Genomic DNA, 26,518 nt, shown 5'->3' on the forward strand with positions numbered 1-26,518 from the left:
TTAACGACGCAATGTTGCGCCCGTTGCTTTCTCAACAGCTGCTTCTACCGCTTGAGAGACGGCTTCAATCTGCGTGTCTGTTAGGCTTTCCGTCTGAGGCTGTAAAATCACTTCTACACCCAAAGAACGATAGCCCTCTGGCAGCGAACCACCCTCAAAGACATCAAACAAGCGAACATCTTGGATCAGCTTCCGCTCCGCATTACGTGCAGCACGCAATACAGCCTGCGCTTCAACATCCGGCCCCGCTAAGAAGGAAAAATCACGCCTTACCGGCTGTAATACAGACAAAGTCGGCGCTGCTTTGCGCTTCATTTTTGGCTGTGGAATGTGATCCAACAAAACCTCAAAAGCCACAATACTGCCACTCAAGCCCAATGCTTTCACAACAGCCGGGTGGAGTTCACCAAAACGCCCCAAAACCAATTTCGGCCCTTGGCGCACCTGCCCCGAACGACCCGGATGGTAGAAAGAAGGAGCGTCCGCCGTAACCGACAAAGATGCATCCGGCACACCCAAAGCAGCCAACACCGCAACAAGGTCCGCTTTGACATCCCATACGCTTGGCTCTTGCGCCTTCTGTCCCGGCATACGCGCACTCAAACCACCACGGATACCAGCAAGAACCGTTTGCTGACCTGCCGCATCAAAGACCGGCCCCAGTTCAAACAACGCCCCATCACCAGAAACCGCCAGGCCACGTGCAACATTACGCCCCAAAGCGCGCCCCAGATTAATCAGCGGCGTTGCACGCAACTGATCCAGATCCGTTGCAATCGGATTGAGCAAACGCAAAGCTTCAGGCGCATCGCCAAACAAGACCGCATCATCATATGCAACGAAGGAGAAGCCAACCGTCTCCATCAATCCACGCGCTGCACAGACGCGGCGCAGCAAAGCCTTACGTGCTTGCAAGCCATTCACAGCAGGCGCTGGTACCATGCTCGCCTGCGGCAATGCCTGTGGCTGCACATTATCCAAGCCGTATAAACGCAACACTTCTTCCAGAAGGTCACACTCCGGCTCAATGCGCTGTACGCTTTCTGTCAAAGCGGCCTTTTTCGCATCATCCAGACCATCACGGAACGCCAGATTTTCACACGGCATCGCAATATCATTGCGCCATGATGGAACGCGGAATGTCACCCGCGCATCATCACGCTGCACAATTTCGAAACCCAGACCGACCAAAGACTGCACAGCCGCGTCAGGTGCAATATCGACACCACCCAACGCTACTAACCGTTCAAAACGTAACGTCGCTTCACGGCCCCAATTTGGCTCTGCACCTGCTTCAACAACGGCACCCGGCGTGCCACCACAAAGCTGCACAATCAGATTTGTCGCGGCATCCAAACCGGGACGCACCAAGGCTTGGTCCACACCACGCTCAAAACGCTGACGCGCATCTGTATGTATCGCCAAACGACGCCCCGTCAGCGCAATCCGTACAGCATCAAACAACGCAGATTCCACGAACACATCAACAGTATTCTCATCCACACCACTTGCTTTACCGCCGATCAGCCCCGCCAGAGACTGCACGCCGGCATCATCCGCAATGACCATATCCTCAGTTCCAAGGACATACTCACCATCATCCAAGCCCGTGAATGTCTCACGCGCAGCATGAGTCACGCTCAGCGTATCACCTGACAATTTGGCCAGATCAAACACATGCAACGGCCGCCCAATGTCATAGGCGAGATAGTTCGTGACATCGACCAGAGCCGAAATTGGCTTAACGCCCACCGCTTCCAAGCGCTTACGCAGCCATTCGGGGCTGGGGCCATTCTTCACACCACGGATCACACGACCAGCAACCTGCGTACAGCCCGCATGATCAATCTTCCAACTCAGCGGCGCATCATCGCTAGCCGTGATAGGCTCAACAGCCCATGCACGCAGCGTACCAAGACCCGCAGCGGCTAAGTCACGCGCAATCCCACGGATACCCAACGCATCACCACGATTCGGCGTAATCGCAATCTCAATGACTGGATCATCCAAATCCGCATAAGCAGCATAAGCCTGCCCCAAGGGAGCTGTTTCTGGCAGTTCCGCGATGCCATCGCTTTCTTCGCCAATGCCCAATTCACGCAATGAGCACAGCATGCCACCACTCGCCTGGCCGCGAATCTTACCCTTCTTAATGGTAATATCGAGACCCGGTACATACGTCCCTGGCGGCGCAAAAATAACATTCAGGCCCGTACGCGCATTCGGCGCGCCACACACCACCTGAACTTCCTCGAAACCTTCGCCAGCCGCCACACGGCATACCTGCAAACGGTCAGCATCTGGATGGCGCGTAGCCTCCAAAATCTTTGCCGTACGAAAGCCGCTCAAACGCTGCGCGGGGTTATCCACCCCTTCGACCTCAAGGCCGATTTCGTTCAGACGTTTGCAGACATCCTCAACAGAGGCCGTAAAATCCAGATGCTCACGCAGCCAAGAAAGGGAAAACTTCATCTCACACACCCTCCGTCAAATTGGCCGGAGCAAAAGCTGAAAAACCATAGTGACGCAGCCAGCGCAGGTCACTCTCATAAAATGAACGTAGATCCGGGATGCCATTTTTCAGCATCGCCAGACGTTCAATCCCCATCCCGAAGGCAAAACCCTGCCACTCCGCCGGATCCAAGCCACAATTGGCCAGAACGCGCGGGTGAACCATACCGGCACCCAGCACTTCCAACCAATCGCTTCCGCCACCAATCTCGCCTGTCGCCTTAGACCAACCGATATCAACTTCCATGGACGGCTCAGTGAACGGGAAATACGATGCACGAAAGCGCACTGGCAGGTTAGGCTTATCAAAATAAACCCGCAAAAACTCAATCAGACAGCCTTTGAGATGCCCAAGCGTAATATTGCGGTCAACGACCAAGCCTTCACATTGATGGAACATCGGTGAATGAGTCGCATCATGGTCAGCACGATACGTCCGCCCCGGCGCAATAATGCGGATTGGCGGCTTATTGCCCAGCATCGTGCGAATCTGCACGCCTGATGTCTGCGTCCGCAATACGCGCGGCTCTTCTGCGCCATCTTCTGCCGGCAGATAAAACGTATCATGTTCTGTCCGAGCGGGATGATGATCCGGCGTATTCAAGGCTGAGAAGTTATGCCACTGGCTTTCAACATCCGGCCCTTCAGCAACCGTAAAGCCCATCGCACCAAAAATAGCCGTCATTTCTTCAACAGTACGGCTAATTGGATGGATTCCCCCCAACACGGCTTCCGGTGCAGGCATCGTGACGTCTATTTTCTCAGAGGCCAAACGCGCAGCAAGAGCTTCCGCCTCTAGAGCTTGCCCACGAGCTTCAATCGCCGCGCCCAACTCATCACGCAGACGGTTCAACGCTTGGCCACGCGCCTTACGCTCATCCGGCGCCAGACGCCCCAATTGTTTTAAAAGCCCAGTCAACGCACCGGATTTTCCCAGCGTCCCAACCCGAACAGCATCCCATGCCGTACGATCCTGAGCAGCCTCCAGTGCTGCTAGAGTGTCCTGCTTTAACGTCTCAAGATCGTCTGCCATCACGCCAATGCCTCAAACATGATACAGGGCCGATCCTTTCAAACCAGAACCGACCGCACAAATAAAAAACGGGCTGCCCTGATAACAGGACAGCCCGCCGGTCGCTACCCCCCGAAAGGAGCAGTTATCCGTTAAAAGCTCAAGCAGCCAGAGCAGCTTGTGCCTTCTTAACGATTTCTGCGAAAGCAGCGGAATCGTCAAAAGCAATAGCAGCAAGAACCTTACGGTCGATCTCGATGCCAGCCTTATCCAGACCGTTGATGAACTTGCTGTACGTCAGACCGTGTTCACGAACAGCAGCGTTAATACGCTGAATCCAGAGTGCACGGAAATCACGCTTCTTGTTGCGACGGTCACGATACGCATAGCGCAGCGCTTTCTCGACGCGCTCAAGCGCAATCCGGTAGTTCGTGGAGGAACGGCCCCGGTAACCCTTAGCAAGGTCCAGAACTTTCTTATGACGGGCGTGCGTTGTTACGCCCCGTTTAACACGTGCCATCTTACCTTATCTCCTCACGAAAGCCCGTAGGGCGCCCACTGCTTCACGGTCTTTGCATCCATGTCTGTCATGGTCTGCGGGCCACGATTGGTGCGCTTCATCTTTTGCGAACGGTTGATAAGGCCATGGCGCTTGTTGCCTGGGCCGCACATCACTTTGCCGGTCGCGGTGATTTTAAACCGCTTCTTGACCGACGACTTGGTCTTCATCTTGGGCATTTCGGTCTCCCTCGCCGTAAACGTTGGCCCCAAAAGCAGACACGACATCCACTTATAGAGGGGCACAGCACGGCCGGGCATGCCACAATATGGCCCGGTCGCGTGCGAGAAGCCGGGTGCTTACCTCATTTCATTCAAGAGAACAAGAGAAATGCACTTCTATCCCGCGTTTAAAAATAAGCGGAGCCGTCGTAGCGCAAAATACAAAGAAGATTTTCTCATATCGGATTTAGAAACTTCACAACCTCGTGAACGTGAAGCTCCAACGAGTGCTTGACCCTGAACCCAGATCATGTGCTTTCTCCACAATGTGAGTGCTGGACCCAAAACAGCTACCTAGGAAAATCATGAGCACGACATCAAAACGAGGGCTCTGGACCCTCATAACAGCGGCCGTGTTCGCGCTTTGCGGCGCGTTCTTGGCTATTGGTGGCGCAATTGACGTCGCCCATAACGGCCCACTGTATTATCTTATTTTCGGCCTCGCCCTTCTGGGGACGGCAATTTTAGCATGGCGCCAAAATCAGGCAGCTTTGTGGCTATACGCCGCAACAGTTCTCGGCACATTGATCTGGGCATTGTCCCTCGTCGGCCTCGACCTGTGGGCGCTAATCCCCGCGCTTGACGTTCTGCTGATTCTGGCTGTTTGGCTACTGCTGCCATTCGTATCACGCCAGCTCGGTGCAACACGCGCATCCACAGTCCCTCTCGCAGGCGCAACCGGCCTTGCCGTTTTGGCTCTGCTAGCTTCTTTGTTCACAGACCCGCACGATATTAGCGGCAACCTGTCCAAAGAAATTGCCAACGCAGCTCCGAGCGACCCGGAAGGCGTGCCTGACAGCGAGTGGCATGCTTATGGCCGTACGGGCGCTGGTGACCGCTGGTCTCCGCTGAAGCAGATCAACTCTGAGAATGTCCACAACCTGAAGGTTGCATGGCACATTCACACAAAAGATCTGATGACAGCCAATGACCCGGGTGAAACAGTTAACGAAGCGACACCGCTCGAATTCGATAACACGCTTTACCTCTGCTCAACGCACCAAAAGCTGTTTGCTGTTGATGCTGCTACCGGCAACGTCAAATGGGTTTATGACCCGAAGCTGCAAATCAACCCAGGCTTCCAGCACATGGCATGCCGTGGCGTTAGCTTCCATCAAACACCTGTCAATGCTGTTGACAGCGATGGCAACCCAGCACCAACCGACTGCGCAAAACGCATCATTCTGCCCGTCAATGACGGCCGCCTGATCGAAGTTGACGCGCAAACCGGCCAAAAGTGCACAGGCTTTGGCAATAACGGTGAAATTGAACTCCGTACGCCAAACCAGCCTTACACCACACCAGGTCAGTACGAACCAACGTCTCCGCCTGTCGTAACCGATCGTATCATCGTCGCGAACAGCGCGGTGACCGATAACGGTTCCGTCAAGCAAGCTTCTGGCGCGACACAAGGTTTTGACGTTTACACAGGTAAGCGCGTTTGGGTTTTCGATGCATCGAACCCTGATCCAAACCAAATGCCTGACGCTGACCACCCAACGTTCCACCCGAATTCTCCGAATTCTTGGAGCGTCTCGTCCTACGACAAAAACCTGAACCTCGTTTACATCCCAATGGGCGTCGGTACGCCTGACCAATGGGGTGGCGATCGTACTCAGTACTCTGAGCGTTATGCTCCGGGCGTGATCGCGCTGAACGCAGATACAGGTAAGCTCGCTTGGTTCTACCAGACCGTGCACCACGACCTGTGGGACATGGATCTGCCTTCCCAAATGAGCCTTGTCGATATCACCCAAAAGGACGGAACTCTTGTTCCTGCCATCTATGCGCCAGCAAAGACGGGTGACATCTTCGTTCTGGACCGTCGTACGGGCAAGGAAATCGTTCCTGCGCCAGAAACAAAGGTTCCAGGCGGCGCAGCGCCGGGTGACCACACCAGCCCAACGCAGCCAGAATCTCAGTTGACCTTGCGTCCAAAGAACCCACTGTCAGATGCTGACATCTGGGGCGGCACCGTGTTCGACCAAATGTTCTGCAGCATTTACTTCCACTCGCTGCGTTACGAAGGTCCGTTCACGCCTCCATCAACGCAGGGCACATTGGTCTTCCCAGGTGACCTTGGCATGTTCGAATGGGGCGGTCTTTCTGTAGACCCACAACGTCAGGTTGCTTTCGCAAACCCGATCTCCCTGCCATTCGTCTCTCGCCTTGTTCCACGTAGCCCAAGCAACCCGCTCTGGCCGGAAAAGGAAGAAAAAGGCACAGGCGGCGAAACAGGCCTGCAGCACAATTACGGCATCCCGTTCGCTGTTGATCTGCACCCCTTCATGGACCCCGTATTGCTGCCACTCGGCATCAAAATGCCTTGCCGTACGCCACCTTGGGGCATGGTTGCTGGTATCGACCTGCGCACCAATAAGGTGATCTATGAACACCGCAACGGTACACTGCGTGACTCCATGTATGGCAGCTCACTTCCAGTTCCGCTGCCGCCAATCAAGATCGGTGTACCGAGCCTTGGTGGTCCGCTCTCAACCGCTGGTAACGTCGCATTCCTCACCAGCACCATGGATTATTACATCCGTGCCTATAACCTGACGAACGGCCAGGTTCTGTGGCAAGATCGTCTCCCAGCAGGCGGGCAGTCCACACCAATGACCTATGCCGTCAATGGTAAGCAGTATGTCCTCACCTACGCAGGTGGCCATAACTCCTTCCCAACACGCATGGGTGATGACCTCATCGCCTATACACTGCAATAATCATTACGGTTACTGCAGAATATGTGGAAAAGGGCACCTTCGGGTGCCCTTTTTTGTTGACCTATGCCTCAAAAACGTCCTCGCTTAGTAACATTCCATTACGAACGAAATTGAGAGCAACATGATGAGAAAAAAAGCTTATTTCCTTATCTGCACATTAAGTGCCTGCGCGCTCATGCCGCACCTCTACGCAGATGAGCCCTCCACAATCAGCAACTTCAAAACACACCTTATAGCGCCCCTATACCCACCATCAGAGCTACTCCTCCACCGTAACGGCACTGCAGACATCACCTGCCATTTGCTCGAAAACGGCCTAGCTGACAGCTGCCAGATTGACCAAGCGACCTCACCAGCGTTCGGACAATCATCTCTCTATGCAGCTGTAAACTCTATCATGCTGCCAAATTTTGAGGACAACCACCCCGTCCCCACCATCCGGCACCAGCATTACGTTTTCCAAAAGCACTGGCCCGCCGCCACCAGCCCAGTCATTGATACCTCACACCCCTACCGCCCCTCATACCCACCCGCGGCAGAAGAAGCACACCTTAGCGGCACGGTAAAAGTGAGTTGTACCATTGACCCCATAGGGATCGCCCATGATTGCGAAGCTACCGGTGGCCCTGAGATTTTACGCCAAACAGCACTCGGATATTTCACAACCGCGCGCTATATCCCCGCCCTACAAGACGGCAACCCAATTACCCACAGCTATTCCGGCTCCATGACATGGAGCAACGAAGACAACTCTGCAGACCCTTTCAAAAGTCACTAACCTTGTCTCATTCACTCCATCACGTCATAATCATGCCGCATCTGAGGGGTACCAATCATGGAACCCTTTGAAGACCGGAGAAAAATAATGATCCGCAAATATACCGTTGCTGCGCTCGCTCTCCTCGCACTGGGCGGCCAAGTCGCTCATGCTAAGCCATGCCGCGATAAAGCTGGTAAGTTCACAAAATGTGAAACGGTCAAAAAAGCTCCATGCCGTGACAAAGCCGGCAAGTTTGCCAAGTGCTCCAGCACAACGGCAAAAGAAGCTGTAAGCAACAGCACAGACGCGGCAAAGTCTTCCGTCTCTGCTCAAGCAGCTTCCGCTAAATCTGCTGTTTCTGCACAGGCTGATTCCGCTAAGGCAGCTATCTCAGCACAAGCTGACTCTGCTAAATCTGCGATCTCCGACAAAGCATCCGCTGCGAAGGCAGCAGTTTCCGCCAAGGCTGATTCCGCTGTTTCTTCTGTGAAAGACGCAGCATCTAACATCAAGGCTCCTTCCATCACGGCGCCTAAGATTTCTGCACCAAGCATCGGCCTGCCTCACTAAAGGCCAAATAAAAAGCCCTGTCGGATCAAAGCGACAGGGCTTTTTTAACAACCTCACAAACAACAGTTTACGCCGCGTTACGCGCCGCACGCTGCCGAATGGCTTGGGCCATAGCCTCAACCCCATTCCCACGATTTGTAGACAGCGCTTTCACAAGCCCCAAATCATGCAAGAAAACTGGCTCCGTTTGCAAAATATCTGCACTTGTACGCCCCGAATAAACCCGCAACAGCAACGCGACTAACCCCTGCACAATAGCCGCATCAGACGCTCCAGCGAAAAATAGAGCCCCCTCTTCTTCCTTGGCCTCTAACCAGACTTGGCTCTGGCACCCCGGCACACGATGGCTATCATCCTGCCACTCTTGCGGAAATGCCGGCAGCTTACGCCCCATTTCAATGATGTACTGATACCGCTCCATCCAATCATCAAACATATCCAGCTCCGCGCGAATTTCTTCAATCGCATCCACTGCATTCTCTTCCGGTGGCCGGTAAAAGACATCACTCACAATCAATACCTCTCTCTTTGTTCACAGAGCATTCCGAACTTACATCGCCCCAACAGCGCATATCTACAACCATACGCTGTTTATTTCCTCACCAGAGCACCAAGCATAAAAGCTTTACACCGTAGCCAAAAGCCGACGCAAAGCACGCTGTAAATCTTCACGCCCGAAAGGTTTGGGTAATAATGCTGTCCCACCCGGCAAAGCATCTTCATGGCTATATCCGCTCACGAACAACACCTTCAAACCCGGCTGTAGCGCGGATAAAGCGGCTGCACTGCTCACACCATCCTGATCCGGCATACGCATATCAATAACAGCAACATCAAATGCCGCCCGTTTCACATGCTCCACCGCCTCACTCAATGTCACAGCAACAGCAACGTCACAGCCATCTTGTTTTAAAAAACCAGACGTCACACGTAAGACCGTGGCGTCATCATCCAACACCAACACACGCAAACCACGCTTCGGCCCGACCTCTAAGTCTACAGTCTCCTGCTCGGACCGCACCATAGGTAGCACCAACGTCATCCGCGTCCCTTGGCCCGGCGTACTGTCAATTTCCACATCCCCATGACACTGCCGCACAAAACCATAAACACTCGACAGCCCAAGTCCCGTACCTTTACCAACTGGCTTCGTTGTAAAGAAAGGATCAAAAACCCGCGCCACCACTTCGGGTGACATGCCCTCACCCTCATCTTGAACATCGATGGCGATTGCCTGCTCTCGCTCACATTCTGACGGCAATCCATCCCGACAACACGCCACGGCACGCACAGAAATACGCACCACGCCACCACGCGGCATCGCATCGCGCGCATTCACACATAAATTCAACAATGCCATCTCAAGCTGGCTAGGATCTGTCCATATTGCAGGAAAACCCTCCGGCACAGGCACCACATCTAAAGACGCGCTAACACCACCGCTAACCTTCAACCCCTGCGCCAAAATGAAGCGCAAGCCATCCAAAAATGAACCAATCGCCACAGCTTCTAACCGCGCCACTTGCGGGCGCCCAAACTGCAAAAGCCGCTTCGTAATCACAGCTCCACGCTGAACAGAACCGCGCGCATTTTCCAATAGCCCCTGCGCCTCAGGCCCAATCTCTACCAAATCCTCTAACAATTCTAACGAACCAGCAATCGCCCCCAAAAGATTATTAAAATCATGAGCGATACCACCAGCCAAAGTCCCTAAAGCTTGCAACTTATCCGTCTGCCGCAAACGGTTTTCCATCATAACGCGCGATGTCACATCCCGGTCCAGAACCACCTGCCATGCATCCTCCGGCGGCACATCATGAGGCCACGCCAAAGCCGAACGCGTAATTTCATGCCAACGCTGCGCAGCTTCGCCTTGCCCCGCGGGCAATGGCTCTACAACCAACCGTTCCTCATATCGTGAATGCCGGACAGCCTCCCGCATTTCTTCCAAATCACGATGCAAAGCCGGCACAAAATGAGCCGCTTCTTCGCGCCCACTCTCCGCAGAACCATCACGCCGATTACTCCGAATGCAGAGCCCGTCTGCCGTCGTAAACGCCAACCCTACGGGGGAAGATTCCATAAGCCCCCGCAGCAGCGCCTGTTCTGTTTTCAAAGCACGCTGCGCCAGACTATTTTCCGTAACTTCCCGGACTAAGGAACGCAGCCCATCTTCTTCCCACGGCTTATGCGCATAACCCTGAATATGCCCTTGGTTCAAAGCCGAAACCACAGCATCCAAATCCGCATACCCTGTCAGCAAAAGGCTACGCGCATCCGAAATCTGGCTCGCCCGATATAGCAGTTCGTCCCCATTCAAACCCGGCATACGCTGATCTGAAATAATAGTCGCAATATCAGTACGTTCTGAGAGAAGCTTTAACGCGTATTGCGGGTCTGTCGTGGCGATAATATCGTATTCTTCATCCAGCAAATCCTCCAACGCAACGAGGATTTCCTCTTCATCATCCACCAACAAAACCGTGGGCCGCTCAACCAGCTTAGGCGACCAAATCGTCATACCGTACGTCCTTCAGCAGACAGCCCTTCAGGCGTTTCATGCACCGGCATACTTAACCGGAAGCATGCGCCAAGACCTCGGCCACCCGCCAGATGAGCATCCTCAATATCAATCGTTCCGTTATGCGCCTGCATCACACTGTAAGCAATCGCCAAGCCTAACCCCGTTCCCGTACCAACAGGCTTGGTCGTAAAGAATGGATCAAAGACACGCGCCCGAATATCTTCCGGCAAGCCGGGACCATCATCCTTGACCCATATTTCATAACGCCCAGCATCCAGACGTGACCCAATCACAATACGCCCCTGCGGCACACCATCCACGGCGCCCTCACGCAAAGCATCAGCCGCATTAGAGATCACGTTCATCACCCCTTGGTTCAAAAAAGCAGGCTGACAAATCAACCGTGACGGAGCCTGCAAATCTTTCTCCACAACAACATCATGCCCAATTTTATGCGCCAAAAGATCCAGAGCTGTCTCTAGTGCAACAGGCACATCAATGGACTGAAAAGCCCCCTCATCCAAATGAGAAAAACGCCGTAACCGCTGCACCAAGTTTTGAATACGCTGCAGCCCCACCTTCATGGATTCTAAGCGTTTTGTCGCCTTTCCGCGCAGACGGCTGGCATCATCCGGATCCTGAGTGCGCTCTAACCCCATAATGACCCGCGCCACTGTGTCTGCATGAGCGATGGTAAACGCCAGTGGATTATTAATTTCATGAGCAATACCCGCCACCAACTCCCCGAGTGATGCCATTTTCGCGGTCTGCACCAACTTGGCCTGCGTCTGGATCAACTGATCATTTGCGCGCGCCAACTCCATATTCGCTTGCGCCAAAGCCTCTGCCATTTCAGCCTTGCCACGCGTTGCCTCTAGAATAAGGGCACTTTGCTGACGTTCAATTTCTTGCTGCCGGAAATCATCCTGCGCCATCCGCCGCTGCGCCAAGGTCCGAATACGCATCGCCAACGCTTCACGCGCGATATCACTCGGGACGAGGTCATCAATCCCCCCCTCAAAAAATCCAACAGCTGATTGATCGCGAAAGCGCTCCGCAGCAATGACGCCCAACGTCCGAAACGGCACTCCTCCACCGGCCAGTACAGCTTGCCGCCGTACATCCAGCAAGCGGCAGAAGTTCAAGTCCTCTTCATGCCCCTCCAGCTCGAGCACCAGACAATCAGGGCTATCCGCCCCTTGCAACCAACTCCCTTCGATCAAATTGTCCGAGCGCTCAATCGTCGTAACGGTATGGCCGTCACGCCATAACAACTCACCCAAACTCGGCCCACTTGGCTCAATCCGCCCCTCTACATCGTCCTCTTCCCCCACAGGAAGCTGAACAATAACAATACGCGCCTTACGTAGACCGTCTCCTCGCGGCAGATCAGGCCCCTCACGCAACAAAGCCCGCAAACGCAGCACCATAAGGTCCGGATGGGCCGATTTAGAAATATACGCATCCGCCCCACTCTGAAGCCCCTCACGCTCCAGAACGGAAGACGCATCCCCTGTCAGCATAAGAATCGGAATAGAACGCGTATTAGGGTCCAAATGAAGACTACGTGCCAGCTGACTACTCGTCATGCCCACCAGCGCACTCGCCATCACCACAAGGTCTGGCCGCACCTCCCCAATAACGGAAAGCGCCTCCTCTCCATTCTCAACAATAGTAACGTCAAACTCATGTTGTTTGAGTACATCACCAATATGTTGAGCATCTGCGCGTAAAGGATCAACCAGTACAACACGCGTCAACGCCGCCTCCCCGGCGATGGCATCATCCCCCATAGCCCGCGCCACTGCTTGCACTTCTTCACGCATCAATGCTTCAAACGACGAATCCATTATAGCGCCCCCTCCAACACTCTCAGGCGCCCAATACACCCTTACATTACGGAAAATTTGCATTACCCGCCTTCAACCGCTACTTCCGTTGCAGACGTCCATCCGCATGCGGAAGGGCAGAGCCTAACGTCCATCTTTGGATCAGTGAAAGCCGTATCTATGGACATGACGCCCTCCCAGAACTCCCAAACCAACCATGCAGGTGATCGCCTCTCGAGTGCCTCGTTCCATGCAACGGCCTCAAACAGCGCGATGATCCGCACCACAGTTTGGTCAGTCTGCCATTTTGCCTTCTATCTCGCACAGCAGATTGCAGAACTGCTCGCGCCATTGTTACTGATCATCGGGATCGGATGGTATCTGCTGCCGCATATCGTGGGGGCAATCACCACATCTGCCGCCAATGCAGACCCTCAAGCACGTGACATCATGAATCACGTCGCGGGCACCATTCCAAGCCAACTTGTCCTCAATGGGCATGTCATGACGCCTGGCGGCCTCATCTTTGACGGTATCCTCCTCATGGGTCTCGCCGCAATCGGCGCGACCCTTTCGGCACTTTCTGCCCGCAATATGTGATTGACGCCCTGATACGGTAGAAGCGTTTAGTCTACCGTATCAGGCTTTGTGCCAGACATTATGCATCACATGCTGCACAGGCGCCGCATATTGGTGCCAAGCCATACCCCCTAGCCCTAGCACACATAAAAAGCTCCCAGCCCACGCTGCCGTCCACAGGCGCTGACTACCTAAAGTCTTTTTCTCTTCCGGTGCAGGTGCCGCAGAACGCTGCCAAGGGGTCTCAGATGAGACATGGAAAGACGGACCACGTCGGCGTTCTGGCTCAACCTCCGGAGTTGGCGCAGCAGACGGCACATCAAGCGCTTCTGGCATAGGCTCAGCCCCTTCCAGAACATCATCAAAACGCTCTTGGGCCTCAGACACATGCGCAGCACTTAAGTGGTCGTCAAAACCCGACACATCCTGCGGTGCAGGTGCCGCCCAGACATGCTGGCAAAAGCCACAACGTACCGTGCGCACAGCTTCCAAGCGCTGTTCAGGCACATCGAAAACAGCGTAACAGCTCAGGCACTCAATACGCATTGATCTCTCTTCCCAATCTGTCCGTCCAAAAACCAAACTTTAACCATTCAATCGTCTTATTAATACGCGATGAATGCACGAAGACATAGGTTTTACCTATTCAACCTACCACATACTCGTTATTTTAACGTAAACGGCGAGGCAACGACTGTCATGTTCTTTCCATGATCCACCTGCACAACGTGACCCTATCACGTCAAGGAACACGCGGCTTCGCCCTCCGTGATCTCAACCTCTCCCTACCACGTAGTAGCTTCTCATGGCTCGTTGGTCCTTCGGGGGCGGGGAAATCCAGCTTGCTTGAATTACTCTCGCTCAATACGCGCCCATCGCACGGCCAGATGAGCCTTCTTGAAACGCGCGTAGACAACGCATCGCGCTCCACACTGCGCCACTTACGGCGGCGCATTGGCTTTATTCCACAAAACTACCGGCTCATCCCGGAATGGAGCATTTTTGACAATATTGCTCTCCCCCTCCGCCTGCACAAACACCGCGAAGCTGATATCCGCCGCGAAGTACACGCTATCCTCAACTGGCTTGGCCTCACACAACATACAGAAGCCTTTCCTCCCCAGCTATCCGGTGGCGAACAGCAACGCGTAGCCATTGCGCGCGCACTGATCGGCCGCCCCGCACTCCTCATCGCTGATGAGCCTACGCATGCCTTGGGCGAAGATCAGGCGCACCTCCTGCTTGACGCCATGCAGCAACTCGTATCACTCGGTACCACCGTCATCGTCGCCACCCACAGCAGTGCCCTCATGCGCTCTTACCCCGCACAAACACTGGTCTTACAAGACGGCACCCTCACACAACGAGAGGGCACGCTATGAGCAAACGTCTCGCCCCAAGCTTCCAATCTCGCAGCCTACCACTCCTCTGCGCGTTCATGACAGTTCTCGCAGGACTTGCTCTTGCTGGCCTCTCTGGCCTTCAAACACTCGAGCATATTTGGGCTCAGGAAACACCCAACACCGCCACGATTGAACTGCCACCAGACCTGCCCGATTTAGAGCGCCAAACACAAGCATTGCTCGAACTATTAAACAAGACCAACGGCGTCTTACGCGTGCACCAATTTTCTTCCGAGGAAACACAAACGCTCTTGGCCCCATGGCTTGATCAAGGCCCTTCTGGCAATAGCACGCAACTTCCACCCACCTCCCTACCGCTCATCATTACAGCAGAGCATACAGCAGGGACTTCACTCGCCCCCATTATTGCCGCTCATAACGCGAGTGCCGTCGTGGAAGAAAACAGCCACTGGACGGAACGTCTACATACCCTGATCAATACGTTGACTTCTTGCGCCGAACTCATCTTAGCCATCACCCTCGGCACGACATCCCTCACGACGGCTATTGTCATTCGTCGTGCAGTCACGACCCAACGGACCAACCTTACCATTTTGCATGGCCTGGGCTCGTTCCCTCTTACACTGGCCAATCGTATGGCTCTCCACGCTGCTGGTCTTGCTCTCTTTGGTAGCTTTATCGGCCTCATACTTCTTGCCCCAACCATCGCGACATTAGCGCACGCACTCAGCCCATTGCTGCTCTCATCCGCTAGCACACCAACCCAGAACCCAGCTTTTTTAACACTTGAAAACTACACAAGCCTTTTCTCGCCGCATTTTTGGACTATCTTTACGCTACCCTTTATTTGTAGCGCTATCGCGTGGGCCACAACACAATGCGTTATTCTCATCTGGCTTCGCCGCCTTCCCTGAATAGGCCATAATGAAAACCGCGTTCCGCCTACTGTGCTGCCTTTTTCTTTTATTGGGGCTTGGCTTCATCATCTTCGTAGCAGATGCCTGTCGCCCTCCGCCGTCAGCCATCCCACAGGCAGACGCGATTATCGCCCTCACAGGCGGAGAGAAGCGGGTCAATACCGCTATTGACCTGCTTCGCTCAGGCTATGCACATACACTCTTCATTTCTGGCGTCGCCCCTCATGTCACGCTCACCAAATTAATCGCGGCTCCCGGCGTCTATCAATCGGACTTACCAGCGGAACTCTCCACACACATCATTCTTGGTCGTCGTGCCTACACCACTATCGGCAACGCCCATGAAACGGCTGAATGGGCACATGCCCAACACGCACAGCACCTCATTCTCGTCACGGCAGGCTACCATATACGGCGCGCAACGATCGAGCTTCACCGCACAGCACCTGACCTCATTATAACACCCTACCCCGTCCAGCCTTCAGCCTTACAGAGCCTCTTATCCCGTTCATCTTTTCACTTACTCGCCCGAGAATACCTCAAGCTTCTCGGCGCAGAATGCGGTTTCCTCACCGGGCTCCCCGATGGGAAAGATGGCCTACGCCACTCCTCAACCGACACGCTGACCGCACCACAATAATCCCTTGCCTCTTGCCATCTTTTCTGGTCAGGACAATCTTATGCATACATTTCTGCGCGGCCTCGCTTTTAATCTCTACCTTCTCTGGCTGACCCTCATCATGGGGATCGGGGCCCTACCCATACGCCTTCTTAAACGAGATGACCTCGCCTTATGCTATGCCAAATTATGGTCACGCGCCGTGCTGCGCGGCCTCAGCGTCATCTGTAATATTCGTATCGTCATTCACGGCGCAGAACATCTAGAACACCAAGGCCCGCTTCTCATTGCCTCCCAGCATCAGTCATTCTTTGATGGCTTTATCTGGATGACCCTAACAACCAAACCCGCCTATATTATCAAAGACGAGCTGACGAAAATCCCACTCGTCGGGCCTATGCTCCGCCTTACAGGCATGATCCCTGTTGAGCGTAGTGCAGGTACAAGCGCCATGCGTTCTATGCTCAAAGCCGTCAACACAGCACATCACGACAACCGCCAAGTCATCATCTTCCCCGAAGGCACCCGCACCGACCTCGGCGAACGCCACCCCATTCAACCCGGCATTGTCGCACTTGCTCGCCAAAGCACAGCACCTATTATCCCAGTTGCAACAGACTCAGGGCGTTGCTGGCCTAAAAGCCCATGGCATAAAGTTTCAGGCACACTGACCGTAGCAATTGGCCCCGCACTCACGCCCACAACAGACCGCAAAGCCTTCGTCGGATCTTTGGAAAAAGCCTGGGATAATCTGTGCGCAAAACACAATCTCCCACGCGATTCTGTGCATAACTCTGGGGATTGATAAGACGTCAATCTTTTACTTTACAAAGCGCCCAAAAATCCGTTGCTCAAACTCAACACCTACGGCACAAAAACCACACCCCAGTTTTTTAAAAAACCATTCTTTTTCAATACGTTAAGAGTTTTATCGCTACCTTCAACGCCGGATCATCTCAACCTACAGATCCATCCGATACGCAAGTTATTTCACTGACCTTATGGGGATAATTTTTATGCAGCACACAAAACAACAGCACCGATAACCTCGTGAAATACTTTCAAAACCCAATACCCAAACAAAAATTCCGACGCATTACTCTCTCTACACTCGCTGTGACGATTGTATTCATAATCCTCGGCGATACATTCTGCTGGCTCCTTGCTCAACATATACTCGCCACACAAGCATCACGCCTCATCACAAACGCCACTCAATATGGCTGGCACATAGAACACAGCCCTCAACATAAAGGTGGCTGGCCCTTTGGCGCGACACTGACCCTTCCTGCCATTCGTGCCATATATCAAACCCCCGATAAAACGTTCACCATCGCGTGGCACGGTGATGCGGTAGAACTCGGTTCATATTGGCCATCATTCATTACACACCCACATGCCATACACCTCATCGGCCACCATGCCGCACGTGGCATTTCATCAAACAGCAGCATCACTCTCCTGAGCCAAGCAGCAACCCTGACACCCACGCGTTCTGGGCACCAGATTCTTTTTCATGCCCCAACGCTTGCTATCGGTATCAACACACCCACTTTCACACATAGCTTCACCAGCACATCACCAAAGCTAGAGATTCACCTCCCCAGCCCAGCCTCCTCAAACACATTCGGCTTAAAACTTGATACCCCCACCATACTGACCGACAGCACTCACTTTCCAAAATTCACAAATACTTCTTTCGCCCTTACACAAACGATACCAACGGGGACACCAACACTCACCGCTATGCACACAGGTGAACTGCATCTCCCCATTGCCTCCATGACCATCACAACCCCCGTCGGCCCCATCCCCTTCACGGCCGCCGGATCACTCAAACTCCCCACCATGAATGGGGCCATTACCCTGACATTTCCACACTGGCACCAAACAGCTCAGCACCTCACAACGACCGAGTTGCCTTTTCTCAATCCGATTCTGCAACAAAACTTACACAAACTCTTTTCCATATCGAATCAAAGTACCCCCACAGCCGAAATTCCACTCTCATTCCAGCTCCGCATCCTGAACGGTCAGCTAGAACCCAATTTTCCTGAATTTTTCCGCCAAATCAGCACACGAAAAATTGACGCTACCAACGATGGAGAGTAAACGACCTCTCATAGTTTTGATTTGGATCAAATCTCCTTGATGCTTGGGCCTGCTTCTCCCCTCGGGGTGAGGTTCCCGGCTCACCGACCACGCGGAGTCCGTTGTGTGACGTTTTCCCTCCAGAAAACTGAGCATAGCGCGGTGCCGTGACGCCCATGACGCGATCTCGGTATAAACGGGGCCAGACCGCCTCACTATGCCGATCTGCCGACTAACCAGGAGGCTTACAGGCTATGTTTGGCCTATCCGCTTTATTCTTGGCGCGATTTCAATTCGCGTTCACAGTCGGGTTTCATATTGTATTCCCGGCCTTTTCTATCGGGCTAGCTGCCTACCTCGCCGTTCTCGAAGGCCTCTGGCTGAAGACCGGCCGTGGCGCCTACCTCGACCTCTTTAAATACTGGCTCAAAATCTTCGCTATCGTTTTCGCGATGGGCGTCGTGTCCGGGCTAGTAATGTCCTACGAATTCGGCACGAACTGGTCTCAGTTCTCACAAAAAGCTGGCCCGGTCCTCGGCCCAATGCTTGCTTACGAAGTGATGACCGCCTTCTTCTTGGAAGCAGGTTTCCTTGGCGTCATGATGTTCGGCCTCAACCGCGTGGGTAAAGGGCTGCACTTCGGCTCCACCTGTATGGTGTCCATTGGTACGCTGATTTCCATGACATGGATTCTGTCTTCAAACTCATGGATGCAGACGCCACAGGGTTACATTATTGACCAAGCAACCGGCCGTTTCCTCCCGAAGGATTGGTTGCAAATCGTCTTTAATCCATCCTTCCCATACCGTCTGGTCCACATGGGTCTGGCCGCATTCCTGTGCGTTGCCTTCATCGTGGCTGGCGTTGGTGGCTGGCACTTGCTGAAAGCGCGCCGTGAAGGCCGTCAACCATCCGAACAAGTGCGCCTGATGTTCTCCATGGCCATGTGGATGGCCGCAATCGTCTCCCCGATCCAAGTTCTGGCAGGCGATACGCAAGGTCTGAACACGCTGGAATACCAGCCTGCTAAGATCGCTGCGATGGAAGGTGACTGGGAGTCCGAAGGTCGCGCACCAGAAATCCTGTTCGGTATTCCAGACATGGAAACCGAAACAACGAAATACCGTGTCGAACTGCCATTGGTTGGTTCTTTGATCCTGACGCACAGCCTCGATGGCAAAGTGCCGGGCCTGAAAGACTACCCGAAGGACATTCGCCCGTATTCACCACTCTTGTTCTTCTCCTTCCGCATCATGGTCGCTCTGGGCATGCTGATGGTACTGGTCGGTCTGTGGTCCTTGTGGCTGCGCTGGAAGGGCCGCCTGTACAACACAGCACTTCTGCACCGCGTTGCACTCCTGATGTCCCCTGCTGGCTTTATAGCTCTGCTGTGCGGCTGGATCACCACCGAAGTCGGGCGTCAGCCTTTCACGGTGTACGGTCTTCTGCGTACGGATGAAAGTGCGTCCCCGATCTCCCTTGGCAGCATCGAAACCTCGATGGTCGCCTTCGTGATCGTGTATTTCATCGTCTTCGCGGGTGGTATGGGCATTCTGCTGAACGCATTCCGTCATGAGCCTCATAACAATGAAGAAGGCCCAGACGAGCATCAGCCGCATATGTCTGCTGGCACCACGCAAGTCTCTCACCACCCCCATGGCCACGGCCTGGCAGAGTAAGAAGTCAGAGAGAAGTATCGATGTTAGAATCAGCCTACTGGCTTCCCGTGGTATGGGCCGTTCTCGCGGCCACAGCCATCTTCCTCTACGTCATTCTTGACGGGTTCGACCTCGGTATCGGTGTCCTGTTCCTTAAGGAACGGGACCACGACCACCGTAACGTCATGGTCAACACAGTCGCCCCTGTCTGGGACGGCAACGAAACGTGGATGATCTTTGGCGGCGCCACGCTCTACGGCGTTTTCCCCGTCGCATACGGCACAATCCTGCCTGCTCTGTACCTGCCAATCCTGTTCATGCTTCTGGCACTGATCATGCGTGGTGTGGCGTTTGAGTTCCGCTTCAAGATGAAGTCTTCCGCCAGCCAAATGCTGTGGGACGGCGCTTTCTGTGGTGGCTCCATCGTCGCTTCCTTCATGCAAGGCATCATCCTCGGCACACTGGTCCAAGGCATCCCAACCAAAAACCATGTTTTTGTTGGCTCATCCTTAGACTGGCTCACGCCGTTTGCCCTGTTCTGCGGCTTGGCAGTAACCATCGGTTATACCCTACTGGGTGCAACATGGTTGATTTGGCGCTGTGAAGGTGAACTGCAACAAACCATGCGCCGCGCATCCTACAGCCTTGGCGTGCTCATGTTGCTGTGCATTGTCGCCGTCTCAGTGTGGACGCTGAACCTGCACACCACCTACATGGACCGTTGGTTGATGTGGCCACAAATCGCACTGATTGCGCCGGTACCAGTCGCAACAGTTGTCGTCGCTGCCGCCCTTTTCTTGGGCCTGCGCCACAAGCCTTCGCAACTGCTGCCATTCGTAGCAACATTGCTGCTGTTCTTCCTGTGCTTCACAGGGTTGGGGATCAATGTCTGGCCGAACATCGTGCCGCCATCCATCTCCATCTGGGAAGCATCATCACCGCCACAATCGCAGGCCTTCCTGCTGGTTGGTGCCATGTTCCTTCTGCCGATCATTCTTGCGTACACGATCTACTCTTACTACGTGTTCCGCGGGAAAGTGACGACAGAACATCACTACCACTAAGGCCATCACTCAGCAGGAGCGCTCGCGATGAAGATTGAGTATGGAAGCCCAACAGAAGGAAAAGGCTTTTTCAGTTGGCTAAAACGCGTCGGCTGGCTTCTTGTCTTCTGGATTGGTGGCGTCGTCGTCGTAAGCTGCACTGCTGAATTGCTGAAGAAAATTATCTTCTCCGGCATGCACTAAAAGAAAAACCCCACTCTGCGAAGAGTGGGGTTTTTTTATTGGCATCAATGTCCGCCCGGGGTTCCTGCACTACCGCTCCCCATAGGGCCCGCAATCACATAGGCCTCACCAAATCTCCCTATAGCGGCCCCTGTCACAGGGTCATGCAGGAACAACGTTCCATCCGGCAGTGACGGCTCAGCTGACGCCGCGGCTACATTTCGTTTCCACCACTGCACCACCTTACCCAACCACGTGTAATGCAAGGCCGGAGGAACCAGCACACGCTCTCCCACCACATTCTCATGTAAATTTAACTTTCCGCCATCAATAAAATGGGCCGTCACCATCGGCTCCACAAAAGTATTAATCGCGTTCCCACGCTTCAATCTAATAGTATGCCCATGCGCCAAAACCGGCTTAATACTGGCACAATCTACTGCACAAAAAAGAGTCAAACATAGTACATAACCACGTATACACATGACTTCCCCTTCCCTTTACGCGCAACATAACCATTCAATACCGCATAGACATAAAATAACTTCACTTACTCAATAGTATACTCTTTAAACGTGGACAAAAAATACACATAGACCGCTGCCATTCTCACGTTTTCATGCAGTTACGGAGTATTTATTTCAGTTGCCGTGAGAAGCAATACCATCCGTTCCCATTGGACCACTCATAAAATAAGCTGCCCCGAACTGTCCGATCGCAGTTCCCGTCATAGGGTCGTGCAACATAGGTGTTCCATCCGGAAATGAATGATCTTCAGTCCTATCACGCGTCATAGCTTTCCACATCTGCACCCCTTGCCCAATAGCCGTATAATGCAAAGTCGGCCCATGAGCGGCATATACAGAGGACACACTACTCTTCATATAATGGCCAGATTGCTCAGCGAAATCGCCGCTAATATGAGACGAAACAAACATATTAATGGCCTTCTGCTGAGACGGAGGCACACTCCGTATATGCGCCCCAATCACCGGCGCCATAAGAAACAGAATAGGCACCCCCAACACACCGAGCCGCAGCCTCATCACAGACACACTCATAGCAAAACTCCTTCGCCTGACATCACAACCCTATGCGGCACTCAGCGTGTCTGGGCACTAAAAACCCCGTAACCTTCTTCAACTCACATCTTTAGCCCGCCGTAACGCAGCAAATTCCTCAACCGTTTTTGCGCGCACAAAAGGATTAATCGCTCACTAACCAAACGCACCGGCAAAGTTGCATGCCCCTCTGCTCTAAGGCGCAGTACTTCTGCTTCATACGCTTCTAAAGCCGCATTTTCGGGATCTACCCGGCGCGCAAAACGAACATTTGATTCCGTATATTCATGCCCAGCACACACCCATGTCTCACCGGGTAGTGCCTCAAACTGACCAATACTCGCGAACAACTCCGCAGCCGTCCCCTCAAGCAGGCGCCCACACCCAGCACTAAACAACACATCACCACAAAATAGCGCTGGAACCTGTGGCACAACATACGAAACATGCCCAACAGCATGCCCCGGCGTGGCCAAAACCTGCACAGTCAAACCCGCTAGTTCTAACGTCTCTCCACCGCGTATAATTGTATCCAATCGCGGCATAGCTGGTGCTTCGGCGCCAATCACACGGGCCCCATACCGCTTACGCAGCGCATCCGTGCCCCCCACATGATCAGCGTGATGATGCGTCAATAAAATCCAATCGAGATGCCCATCTGCCAAAACCTTTGCGCACTCTTCCGCAGAGCCAGGATCAATCAAAACCCTTTGCCCCTCAGGGCACGTTACTAGCCATGCATAATTATCACTTAAAACAGGAATTCCCTGCACATTGTAAGACATGATTATTTCCTTTCCCCACCGTAAAACGCTACATAAAGCGTATGCAGACAAACAGGCTCCACACCCCGGATATTTCTGCGTTTTATAGGACCCCGGTTGGACAAAGGGTACAAACCCTACTCCAACGGCACATCAAGTCTTTACCTTTTCCACCCTGCCAACAGGCCATCGCACTTGGCCATGCCACCCCCTATCGGCGTGCTTTGCCTGACAACACGATTTTCGCACATCTCACACCCCCATCTCACCAAGAAGCAGGCCAAAAACACTGCATCGTCGATACAACACGACTTCCTTTCGATGACTGCTCCGTGCCTCTTATTCTTGCGGTACATGCCCTCGAATTTGCACCATCCCCCTCAGAGCTTCTCCGCGCCTTATGGAAAAGCCTGCGCGATGACGGCCACCTCATCCTCGTCATTCCCAACCGTTCAGGGCTTTGGGCTCATTCGGACCGAACACCCTTCGGGCACGGCACACCCTTCAGCACTCAACAAATTCAACGCCTTCTTACGCAAAATCTTTTTAAAACAGACTATAAACGTTCAACCCTCATCGCGCCCCCCTGCATGCTCACCCACAGTTCTGGCCGTATGATAGAATACCTAGCCCCTTACCTGCCTTCGCCCTGTGCTGGCCTGCATCTTCTCGTCGTGCGCAAGAACCTGTACGCTGGCCTTCCATTAGCCGTATCGCACAAAGCTGTGCCCTCGGCCCGACAGATTACCGCCGCAGCATGGAGCCAACAGGATCCTTCCGCGTCTTGACCCACCCGCTCAGCAACGCCAAAGAGTGACCTATGTCTTTGATCCAATCTTTTAAGCTCGTCCTGTCGCCCCCGCATCGCGCCGCGACCCCCTTCCTCGCAGCAGGTGCAGCCGTTGCACTTCTTGGTCGCCTGACGCCTTGGCGCTGCACACGCGCTCTCGGCAAAGCGGGCCTCGCTTTCTCAGCATTCTGCCTCTACTTCTTCCGGGACCCGAACCGCTTCCCGCCACAAGATGATAGCTTGGTCATTGCCCCTGCAGATGGCCGCGTTACGGGCATTTCTCTCGTCGCACCACCAACAGCATTGGAAATGGGAAACACACCAGTCTGGCGCGTATCCATCTTCCTCTCTGTTCTGGACGTACATATTAACCGCATGCCAGCCGCCGGTAAGGTCACGAAAGTTGCCTATCACGCAGGCAAATTCCTAAATGCCAGCCTCGACAAGGCCTCCGAGCATAACGAACGTAATGAATTACGCCTCACCTTAGCTGATGGCCGCAATATCGGCGTGGTCCAGATTGCAGGCCTGATTGCGCGCCGCATTCTGTGCTTCGTCGACGAAGGGGATGCCGTCGAAGCGGGTGAACGCTTTGGCCTAATTCGCTTCGGTTCACGCACCGATGTATACCTGCCAGCAGGAATCGAACCCTTGGTCGAAAAAGGCCAAACCATGACCGGCGGTGAAACCGTCCTCGCCCGCTTATAATGAAACAGGACGCCGCCGCGCCCATGCACGATACACAAACCCCACGCCAGAAACGGCGCATCCGCCGTCGCCTCCGCCGCATGGGGCGTCCTGCACGCGTGCGTGTGCGCGGCCCGTCTTTTAACCGTCTCATCCCTAACATTTTAACCATGTTAGGGCTCTGCTCCGGCTTAAGCGGCATGCGCTTTGCACTGGAGCATAACTTCCAAAAAGCCGCGATTGCCCTGCTTATCGCCGCGTGCATTGATGGACTGGACGGCCGCATTGCCCGTCTTCTCCGCGGCACATCACGCTTTGGTGCCGAGTTTGATAGCTTGTCAGACTTCGTTTGTTTCGGCGTAGCACCTTCTTTTGCATTGCTCATGTGGTCCCTTGAAAATGCGGGACGCTACGCCTTCATTCCCTGCATGATGTTCACCGTCTGCATGGCACTGCGCTTAGCCCGCTTTAACGCTGCCCTCGATGATGACGATAAGCCGGACTATTCCGCCAACTTCTTCACTGGCGTTCCTGCACCTGCTGGCGCGGGCATTGTCCTATTCCCCATTTTTTTGGGCTTAGAAGCGGACCGCCTAAAAATACCGAGCTTGGCAGCCTTCGCGCACTCTCCCATGGTCTCGGCATTATGCCTTGCATTCACCGGGATTTTGCTCGTTTCAACCGTGCCCGTATGGTCTTTTAAAAACTTTAAAGTCCCATCACGCTTTGTCTTACCCCTCCTACTCGGAACAGGGCTTTATACAGGCTTTCTGGTCGCTGACCCTTGGGGAGCACTCGCAGGCGCTGGCGTGCTCTACATCATCATGATGCCGTTTTCACAACGCTCCTACCGCCGCTTACGTCAAGCCGCAGAAGAAATGAGTGAACGTATTGATGATGAAACGCCCGCATAATTCTGCGGGCGTTGGCACTCAACATATGAGCGCAAAAGCAATCAACGCGCCCACATAATAGACCCACGGTCATCTCTCTGCTGAAAGCAAACCTCAGCAGGTGGAAGCGGGGCCATCAAACCCCGCCGAACGCGTTCTTACTCAGTCACATCCCACAGCCACGCTGCACCACGCACGCCAGAGCTATCACCGTGAATATTCTTCACGATAGGCGTTGTGCAGGTTGGAGTAATCACATGCTTCGCCAACAGCGGCGGCACACGCTCATACAGTGACTTCAGGTTTGAAATCCCACCACCGACAACAATCACGTTCGGGTCAAGGAAGTTAATTGCAAGCGCACAAGCGCGTGCAAAACGCTCCATATAGCGGTTCAGAGCATCAATCGCTGCTTGGTCACCGTTCTTCGCGGCATCTTCAATACCAGCCGTATTACGGTTACCTTCCCCCAACCAGTCCGCAGCTAAAGCTGGACCGCATAAATACCGCTCCATACAGCCGGTATTGCCACAAAAACAGGTGCGTGCCGGCTGATCTTCAGGCGCTGGCCATGGCAGTGGAATATGCCCCCACTCACCCGCAATATGATGCTGCCCTTCCAACACACGCCCACGGTTTACAATGCCGGAGCCCATGCCTGTGCCGACAATGATACCAAAAACCGTTGTCGCACCTTTCCCTGCACCATCCGCAGCTTCGGACAAGGCAAAGCAATTCGCGTCATTTTCTGTCCGCACAGGGCGGGCCAAAGCAGACTCTAAATCCTGACCAAAAGGCTGATTGTTCAACCAGGTTGCATTCGCATTTTTGATCAAGCCAGTTTCCGGAGAAATAGACCCCGGAATACCAATCCCCAAAGTAGAGGTATGCTGCCCAGCCGACACGCGATGGCTCGGAACAGAGCCAAGACGGTGGTCCACACCCGCGACCAAATCACGAATAGCCAGAACCATTTCGGGATAAACACCCGGATTAGGAATGCGCTCACGCAGGACCAAATCACCCTGTCGGTTAAGCGCTGCAATCTCGATCTTCGTTCCACCAAGATCGATGCCAAGACGATAATCAGCCATCGTGTACCCCGTTACCTGAAAGGTCCAAACGTCGGTTGGTAAAAAAACACATGCCGCTTATGCGAC

General features: G+C 53.7%; 27 protein-coding genes. 15 read left to right on the plus strand and 12 right to left on the minus strand.

The features are described from left to right. The 4 genes from pheT to rpmI form a co-directional block, all read right to left on the minus strand. Complete coding sequence (gene pheT, locus KB213_RS03020; protein WP_211680610.1) at positions 1 to 2,472, minus strand: phenylalanine--tRNA ligase subunit beta; 2,472 nt, start codon at positions 2,470 to 2,472, stop codon at positions 1 to 3. Between the two features lies 1 nt (position 2,473). Next, positions 2,474 to 3,544 carry a phenylalanine--tRNA ligase subunit alpha gene (gene pheS, locus KB213_RS03025; RefSeq protein ID WP_211680611.1) on the minus strand — a complete coding sequence of 357 codons (1,071 nt, stop codon included), beginning with the start codon at positions 3,542 to 3,544 and terminating at the stop codon, positions 2,474 to 2,476. 139 nt (positions 3,545 to 3,683) lie between these two features. Further along, complete coding sequence (gene rplT / locus KB213_RS03030) at positions 3,684 to 4,043, minus strand: 50S ribosomal protein L20 (RefSeq protein ID WP_068169079.1); 360 nt, start codon at positions 4,041 to 4,043, stop codon at positions 3,684 to 3,686. A 14-nt stretch (positions 4,044 to 4,057) separates the two neighbouring features. Further along, the gene (gene rpmI / locus KB213_RS03035; protein WP_068169076.1) at positions 4,058 to 4,261 is read right to left on the minus strand and encodes a 50S ribosomal protein L35; all 204 of its coding nucleotides are present in this window, start codon (positions 4,259 to 4,261) and stop codon (positions 4,058 to 4,060) included. Between the two features lie 347 nt (positions 4,262 to 4,608). Here rpmI and KB213_RS03040 point away from each other — a divergent pair, with 347 nt between their 5' ends. From KB213_RS03040 to KB213_RS12805, 3 genes are all read left to right on the plus strand, one after another. Beyond that, on the plus strand, positions 4,609 to 7,026 hold the full coding sequence (locus tag KB213_RS03040) for a glucose/quinate/shikimate family membrane-bound PQQ-dependent dehydrogenase (protein WP_211680612.1): 2,418 nt from the start codon (positions 4,609 to 4,611) through the stop codon (positions 7,024 to 7,026). A 121-nt stretch (positions 7,027 to 7,147) separates the two neighbouring features. Further along, the gene (locus KB213_RS03045; RefSeq protein WP_211680613.1) at positions 7,148 to 7,804 is read left to right on the plus strand and encodes an energy transducer TonB; all 657 of its coding nucleotides are present in this window, start codon (positions 7,148 to 7,150) and stop codon (positions 7,802 to 7,804) included. An 87-nt stretch (positions 7,805 to 7,891) separates the two neighbouring features. Continuing rightward, on the plus strand, positions 7,892 to 8,356 hold the full coding sequence (locus KB213_RS12805) for a hypothetical protein (RefSeq protein ID WP_249110198.1): 465 nt from the start codon (positions 7,892 to 7,894) through the stop codon (positions 8,354 to 8,356). A 67-nt stretch (positions 8,357 to 8,423) separates the two neighbouring features. Here KB213_RS12805 and KB213_RS03055 read toward each other — a convergent pair whose 3' ends face one another. From KB213_RS03055 to KB213_RS03065, 3 genes are all read right to left on the minus strand, one after another. Further along, positions 8,424 to 8,867 carry a SufE family protein gene (locus KB213_RS03055; RefSeq protein ID WP_084366900.1) on the minus strand — a complete coding sequence of 148 codons (444 nt, stop codon included), beginning with the start codon at positions 8,865 to 8,867 and terminating at the stop codon, positions 8,424 to 8,426. A 114-nt stretch (positions 8,868 to 8,981) separates the two neighbouring features. Beyond that, the gene (locus tag KB213_RS03060; protein ID WP_211680614.1) at positions 8,982 to 10,877 is read right to left on the minus strand and encodes an ATP-binding response regulator; all 1,896 of its coding nucleotides are present in this window, start codon (positions 10,875 to 10,877) and stop codon (positions 8,982 to 8,984) included. Continuing rightward, complete coding sequence (locus KB213_RS03065; protein ID WP_211680917.1) at positions 10,874 to 12,673, minus strand: ATP-binding protein; 1,800 nt, start codon at positions 12,671 to 12,673, stop codon at positions 10,874 to 10,876. Before KB213_RS03065 ends, KB213_RS03060 begins: the two co-directional genes overlap by 4 nt. A 216-nt stretch (positions 12,674 to 12,889) precedes the next feature. On the opposite strand from KB213_RS03065, the gene KB213_RS03070 reads away from it, so the two are divergent. Beyond that, entirely contained in the window at positions 12,890 to 13,309 is a 420-nt protein-coding gene (locus tag KB213_RS03070; protein ID WP_068169063.1) for a hypothetical protein, read from the plus strand. Between the two features lie 39 nt (positions 13,310 to 13,348). On the opposite strand, the gene KB213_RS03075 is transcribed toward KB213_RS03070, so the two are convergent. Further along, positions 13,349 to 13,834: a zinc-ribbon domain-containing protein gene (locus KB213_RS03075; RefSeq protein ID WP_211680615.1), complete on the minus strand. Its 486-nt coding sequence runs from the start codon at positions 13,832 to 13,834 to the stop codon at positions 13,349 to 13,351. 164 nt (positions 13,835 to 13,998) lie between these two features. Between KB213_RS03075 and KB213_RS03080 the strand changes: the two genes are divergently transcribed. The 8 genes from KB213_RS03080 (at position 13,999) to KB213_RS03115 (ending at position 21,184) form a co-directional block, all read left to right on the plus strand. Then, the gene (locus tag KB213_RS03080; RefSeq protein WP_211680616.1) at positions 13,999 to 14,670 is read left to right on the plus strand and encodes a cell division ATP-binding protein FtsE; all 672 of its coding nucleotides are present in this window, start codon (positions 13,999 to 14,001) and stop codon (positions 14,668 to 14,670) included. After that, positions 14,667 to 15,566 carry a cell division protein FtsX gene (locus KB213_RS03085; protein WP_211680617.1) on the plus strand — a complete coding sequence of 300 codons (900 nt, stop codon included), beginning with the start codon at positions 14,667 to 14,669 and terminating at the stop codon, positions 15,564 to 15,566. The genes KB213_RS03080 and KB213_RS03085 overlap by 4 nt, the downstream gene beginning before the upstream one ends. 10 nt (positions 15,567 to 15,576) lie before the next feature. Continuing rightward, complete coding sequence (locus KB213_RS03090; RefSeq protein WP_211680618.1) at positions 15,577 to 16,209, plus strand: YdcF family protein; 633 nt, start codon at positions 15,577 to 15,579, stop codon at positions 16,207 to 16,209. Between the two features lie 40 nt (positions 16,210 to 16,249). Continuing rightward, complete coding sequence (locus KB213_RS03095) at positions 16,250 to 16,993, plus strand: lysophospholipid acyltransferase family protein (protein WP_211680619.1); 744 nt, start codon at positions 16,250 to 16,252, stop codon at positions 16,991 to 16,993. Between the two features lie 245 nt (positions 16,994 to 17,238). Next, a complete protein-coding gene (locus tag KB213_RS03100; protein ID WP_211680620.1) occupies positions 17,239 to 18,300 on the plus strand; it encodes a DUF2125 domain-containing protein in 1,062 nt (353 codons plus the stop codon). Positions 18,301 to 18,533: 233 nt separating this feature from the next. Then, positions 18,534 to 19,958, plus strand: a complete 1,425-nt coding sequence (locus KB213_RS03105) for a cytochrome ubiquinol oxidase subunit I (RefSeq protein WP_211680621.1) — start codon at positions 18,534 to 18,536, stop codon at positions 19,956 to 19,958. A gap of 20 nt (positions 19,959 to 19,978) precedes the next feature. Beyond that, positions 19,979 to 21,001 carry a cytochrome d ubiquinol oxidase subunit II gene (cydB, locus tag KB213_RS03110; RefSeq protein WP_068169040.1) on the plus strand — a complete coding sequence of 341 codons (1,023 nt, stop codon included), beginning with the start codon at positions 19,979 to 19,981 and terminating at the stop codon, positions 20,999 to 21,001. Between the two features lie 27 nt (positions 21,002 to 21,028). Further along, complete coding sequence (locus tag KB213_RS03115; RefSeq protein WP_211680622.1) at positions 21,029 to 21,184, plus strand: DUF2474 domain-containing protein; 156 nt, start codon at positions 21,029 to 21,031, stop codon at positions 21,182 to 21,184. 44 nt (positions 21,185 to 21,228) lie between these two features. Here KB213_RS03115 and KB213_RS03120 read toward each other — a convergent pair whose 3' ends face one another. From KB213_RS03120 to gloB, 3 genes are all read right to left on the minus strand, one after another. Next, positions 21,229 to 21,552 carry a hypothetical protein gene (locus tag KB213_RS03120; protein ID WP_211680623.1) on the minus strand — a complete coding sequence of 108 codons (324 nt, stop codon included), beginning with the start codon at positions 21,550 to 21,552 and terminating at the stop codon, positions 21,229 to 21,231. A gap of 252 nt (positions 21,553 to 21,804) precedes the next feature. Beyond that, on the minus strand, positions 21,805 to 22,224 hold the full coding sequence (locus KB213_RS03125) for a hypothetical protein (protein ID WP_211680624.1): 420 nt from the start codon (positions 22,222 to 22,224) through the stop codon (positions 21,805 to 21,807). Positions 22,225 to 22,307: 83 nt separating this feature from the next. Further along, the gene (gene gloB, locus KB213_RS03130) at positions 22,308 to 23,009 is read right to left on the minus strand and encodes a hydroxyacylglutathione hydrolase (RefSeq protein ID WP_346266657.1); all 702 of its coding nucleotides are present in this window, start codon (positions 23,007 to 23,009) and stop codon (positions 22,308 to 22,310) included. 41 nt (positions 23,010 to 23,050) lie between these two features. Here gloB and KB213_RS03135 point away from each other — a divergent pair, with 41 nt between their 5' ends. The 3 genes from KB213_RS03135 to KB213_RS03145 are packed head-to-tail and all read left to right on the plus strand — an operon-like array spanning position 23,051 to position 25,379. Further along, positions 23,051 to 23,776, plus strand: coding sequence for a class I SAM-dependent methyltransferase (locus KB213_RS03135; RefSeq protein ID WP_211680625.1), 726 nt, complete (start codon positions 23,051 to 23,053; stop codon positions 23,774 to 23,776). 32 nt (positions 23,777 to 23,808) lie between these two features. Next, a complete protein-coding gene (locus KB213_RS03140) occupies positions 23,809 to 24,486 on the plus strand; it encodes a phosphatidylserine decarboxylase (protein ID WP_211680626.1) in 678 nt (225 codons plus the stop codon). Positions 24,487 to 24,509: 23 nt separating this feature from the next. Continuing rightward, positions 24,510 to 25,379 (plus strand): CDP-alcohol phosphatidyltransferase family protein, encoded by an 870-nt coding sequence (locus KB213_RS03145; protein ID WP_370664293.1) that lies wholly within the window; start codon positions 24,510 to 24,512, stop codon positions 25,377 to 25,379. A 137-nt stretch (positions 25,380 to 25,516) separates the two neighbouring features. Here the strand turns inward: KB213_RS03145 and KB213_RS03150 are convergent, their stop codons facing one another. Then, positions 25,517 to 26,452, minus strand: coding sequence for an ROK family protein (locus KB213_RS03150; protein WP_211680627.1), 936 nt, complete (start codon positions 26,450 to 26,452; stop codon positions 25,517 to 25,519). Positions 26,453 to 26,518 lie beyond the last annotated feature (66 nt).

The sequence above is a fragment of the Neokomagataea anthophila genome, from assembly GCF_018122595.1.
GTDB lineage: Bacteria > Pseudomonadota > Alphaproteobacteria > Acetobacterales > Acetobacteraceae > Gluconobacter > Gluconobacter anthophilus.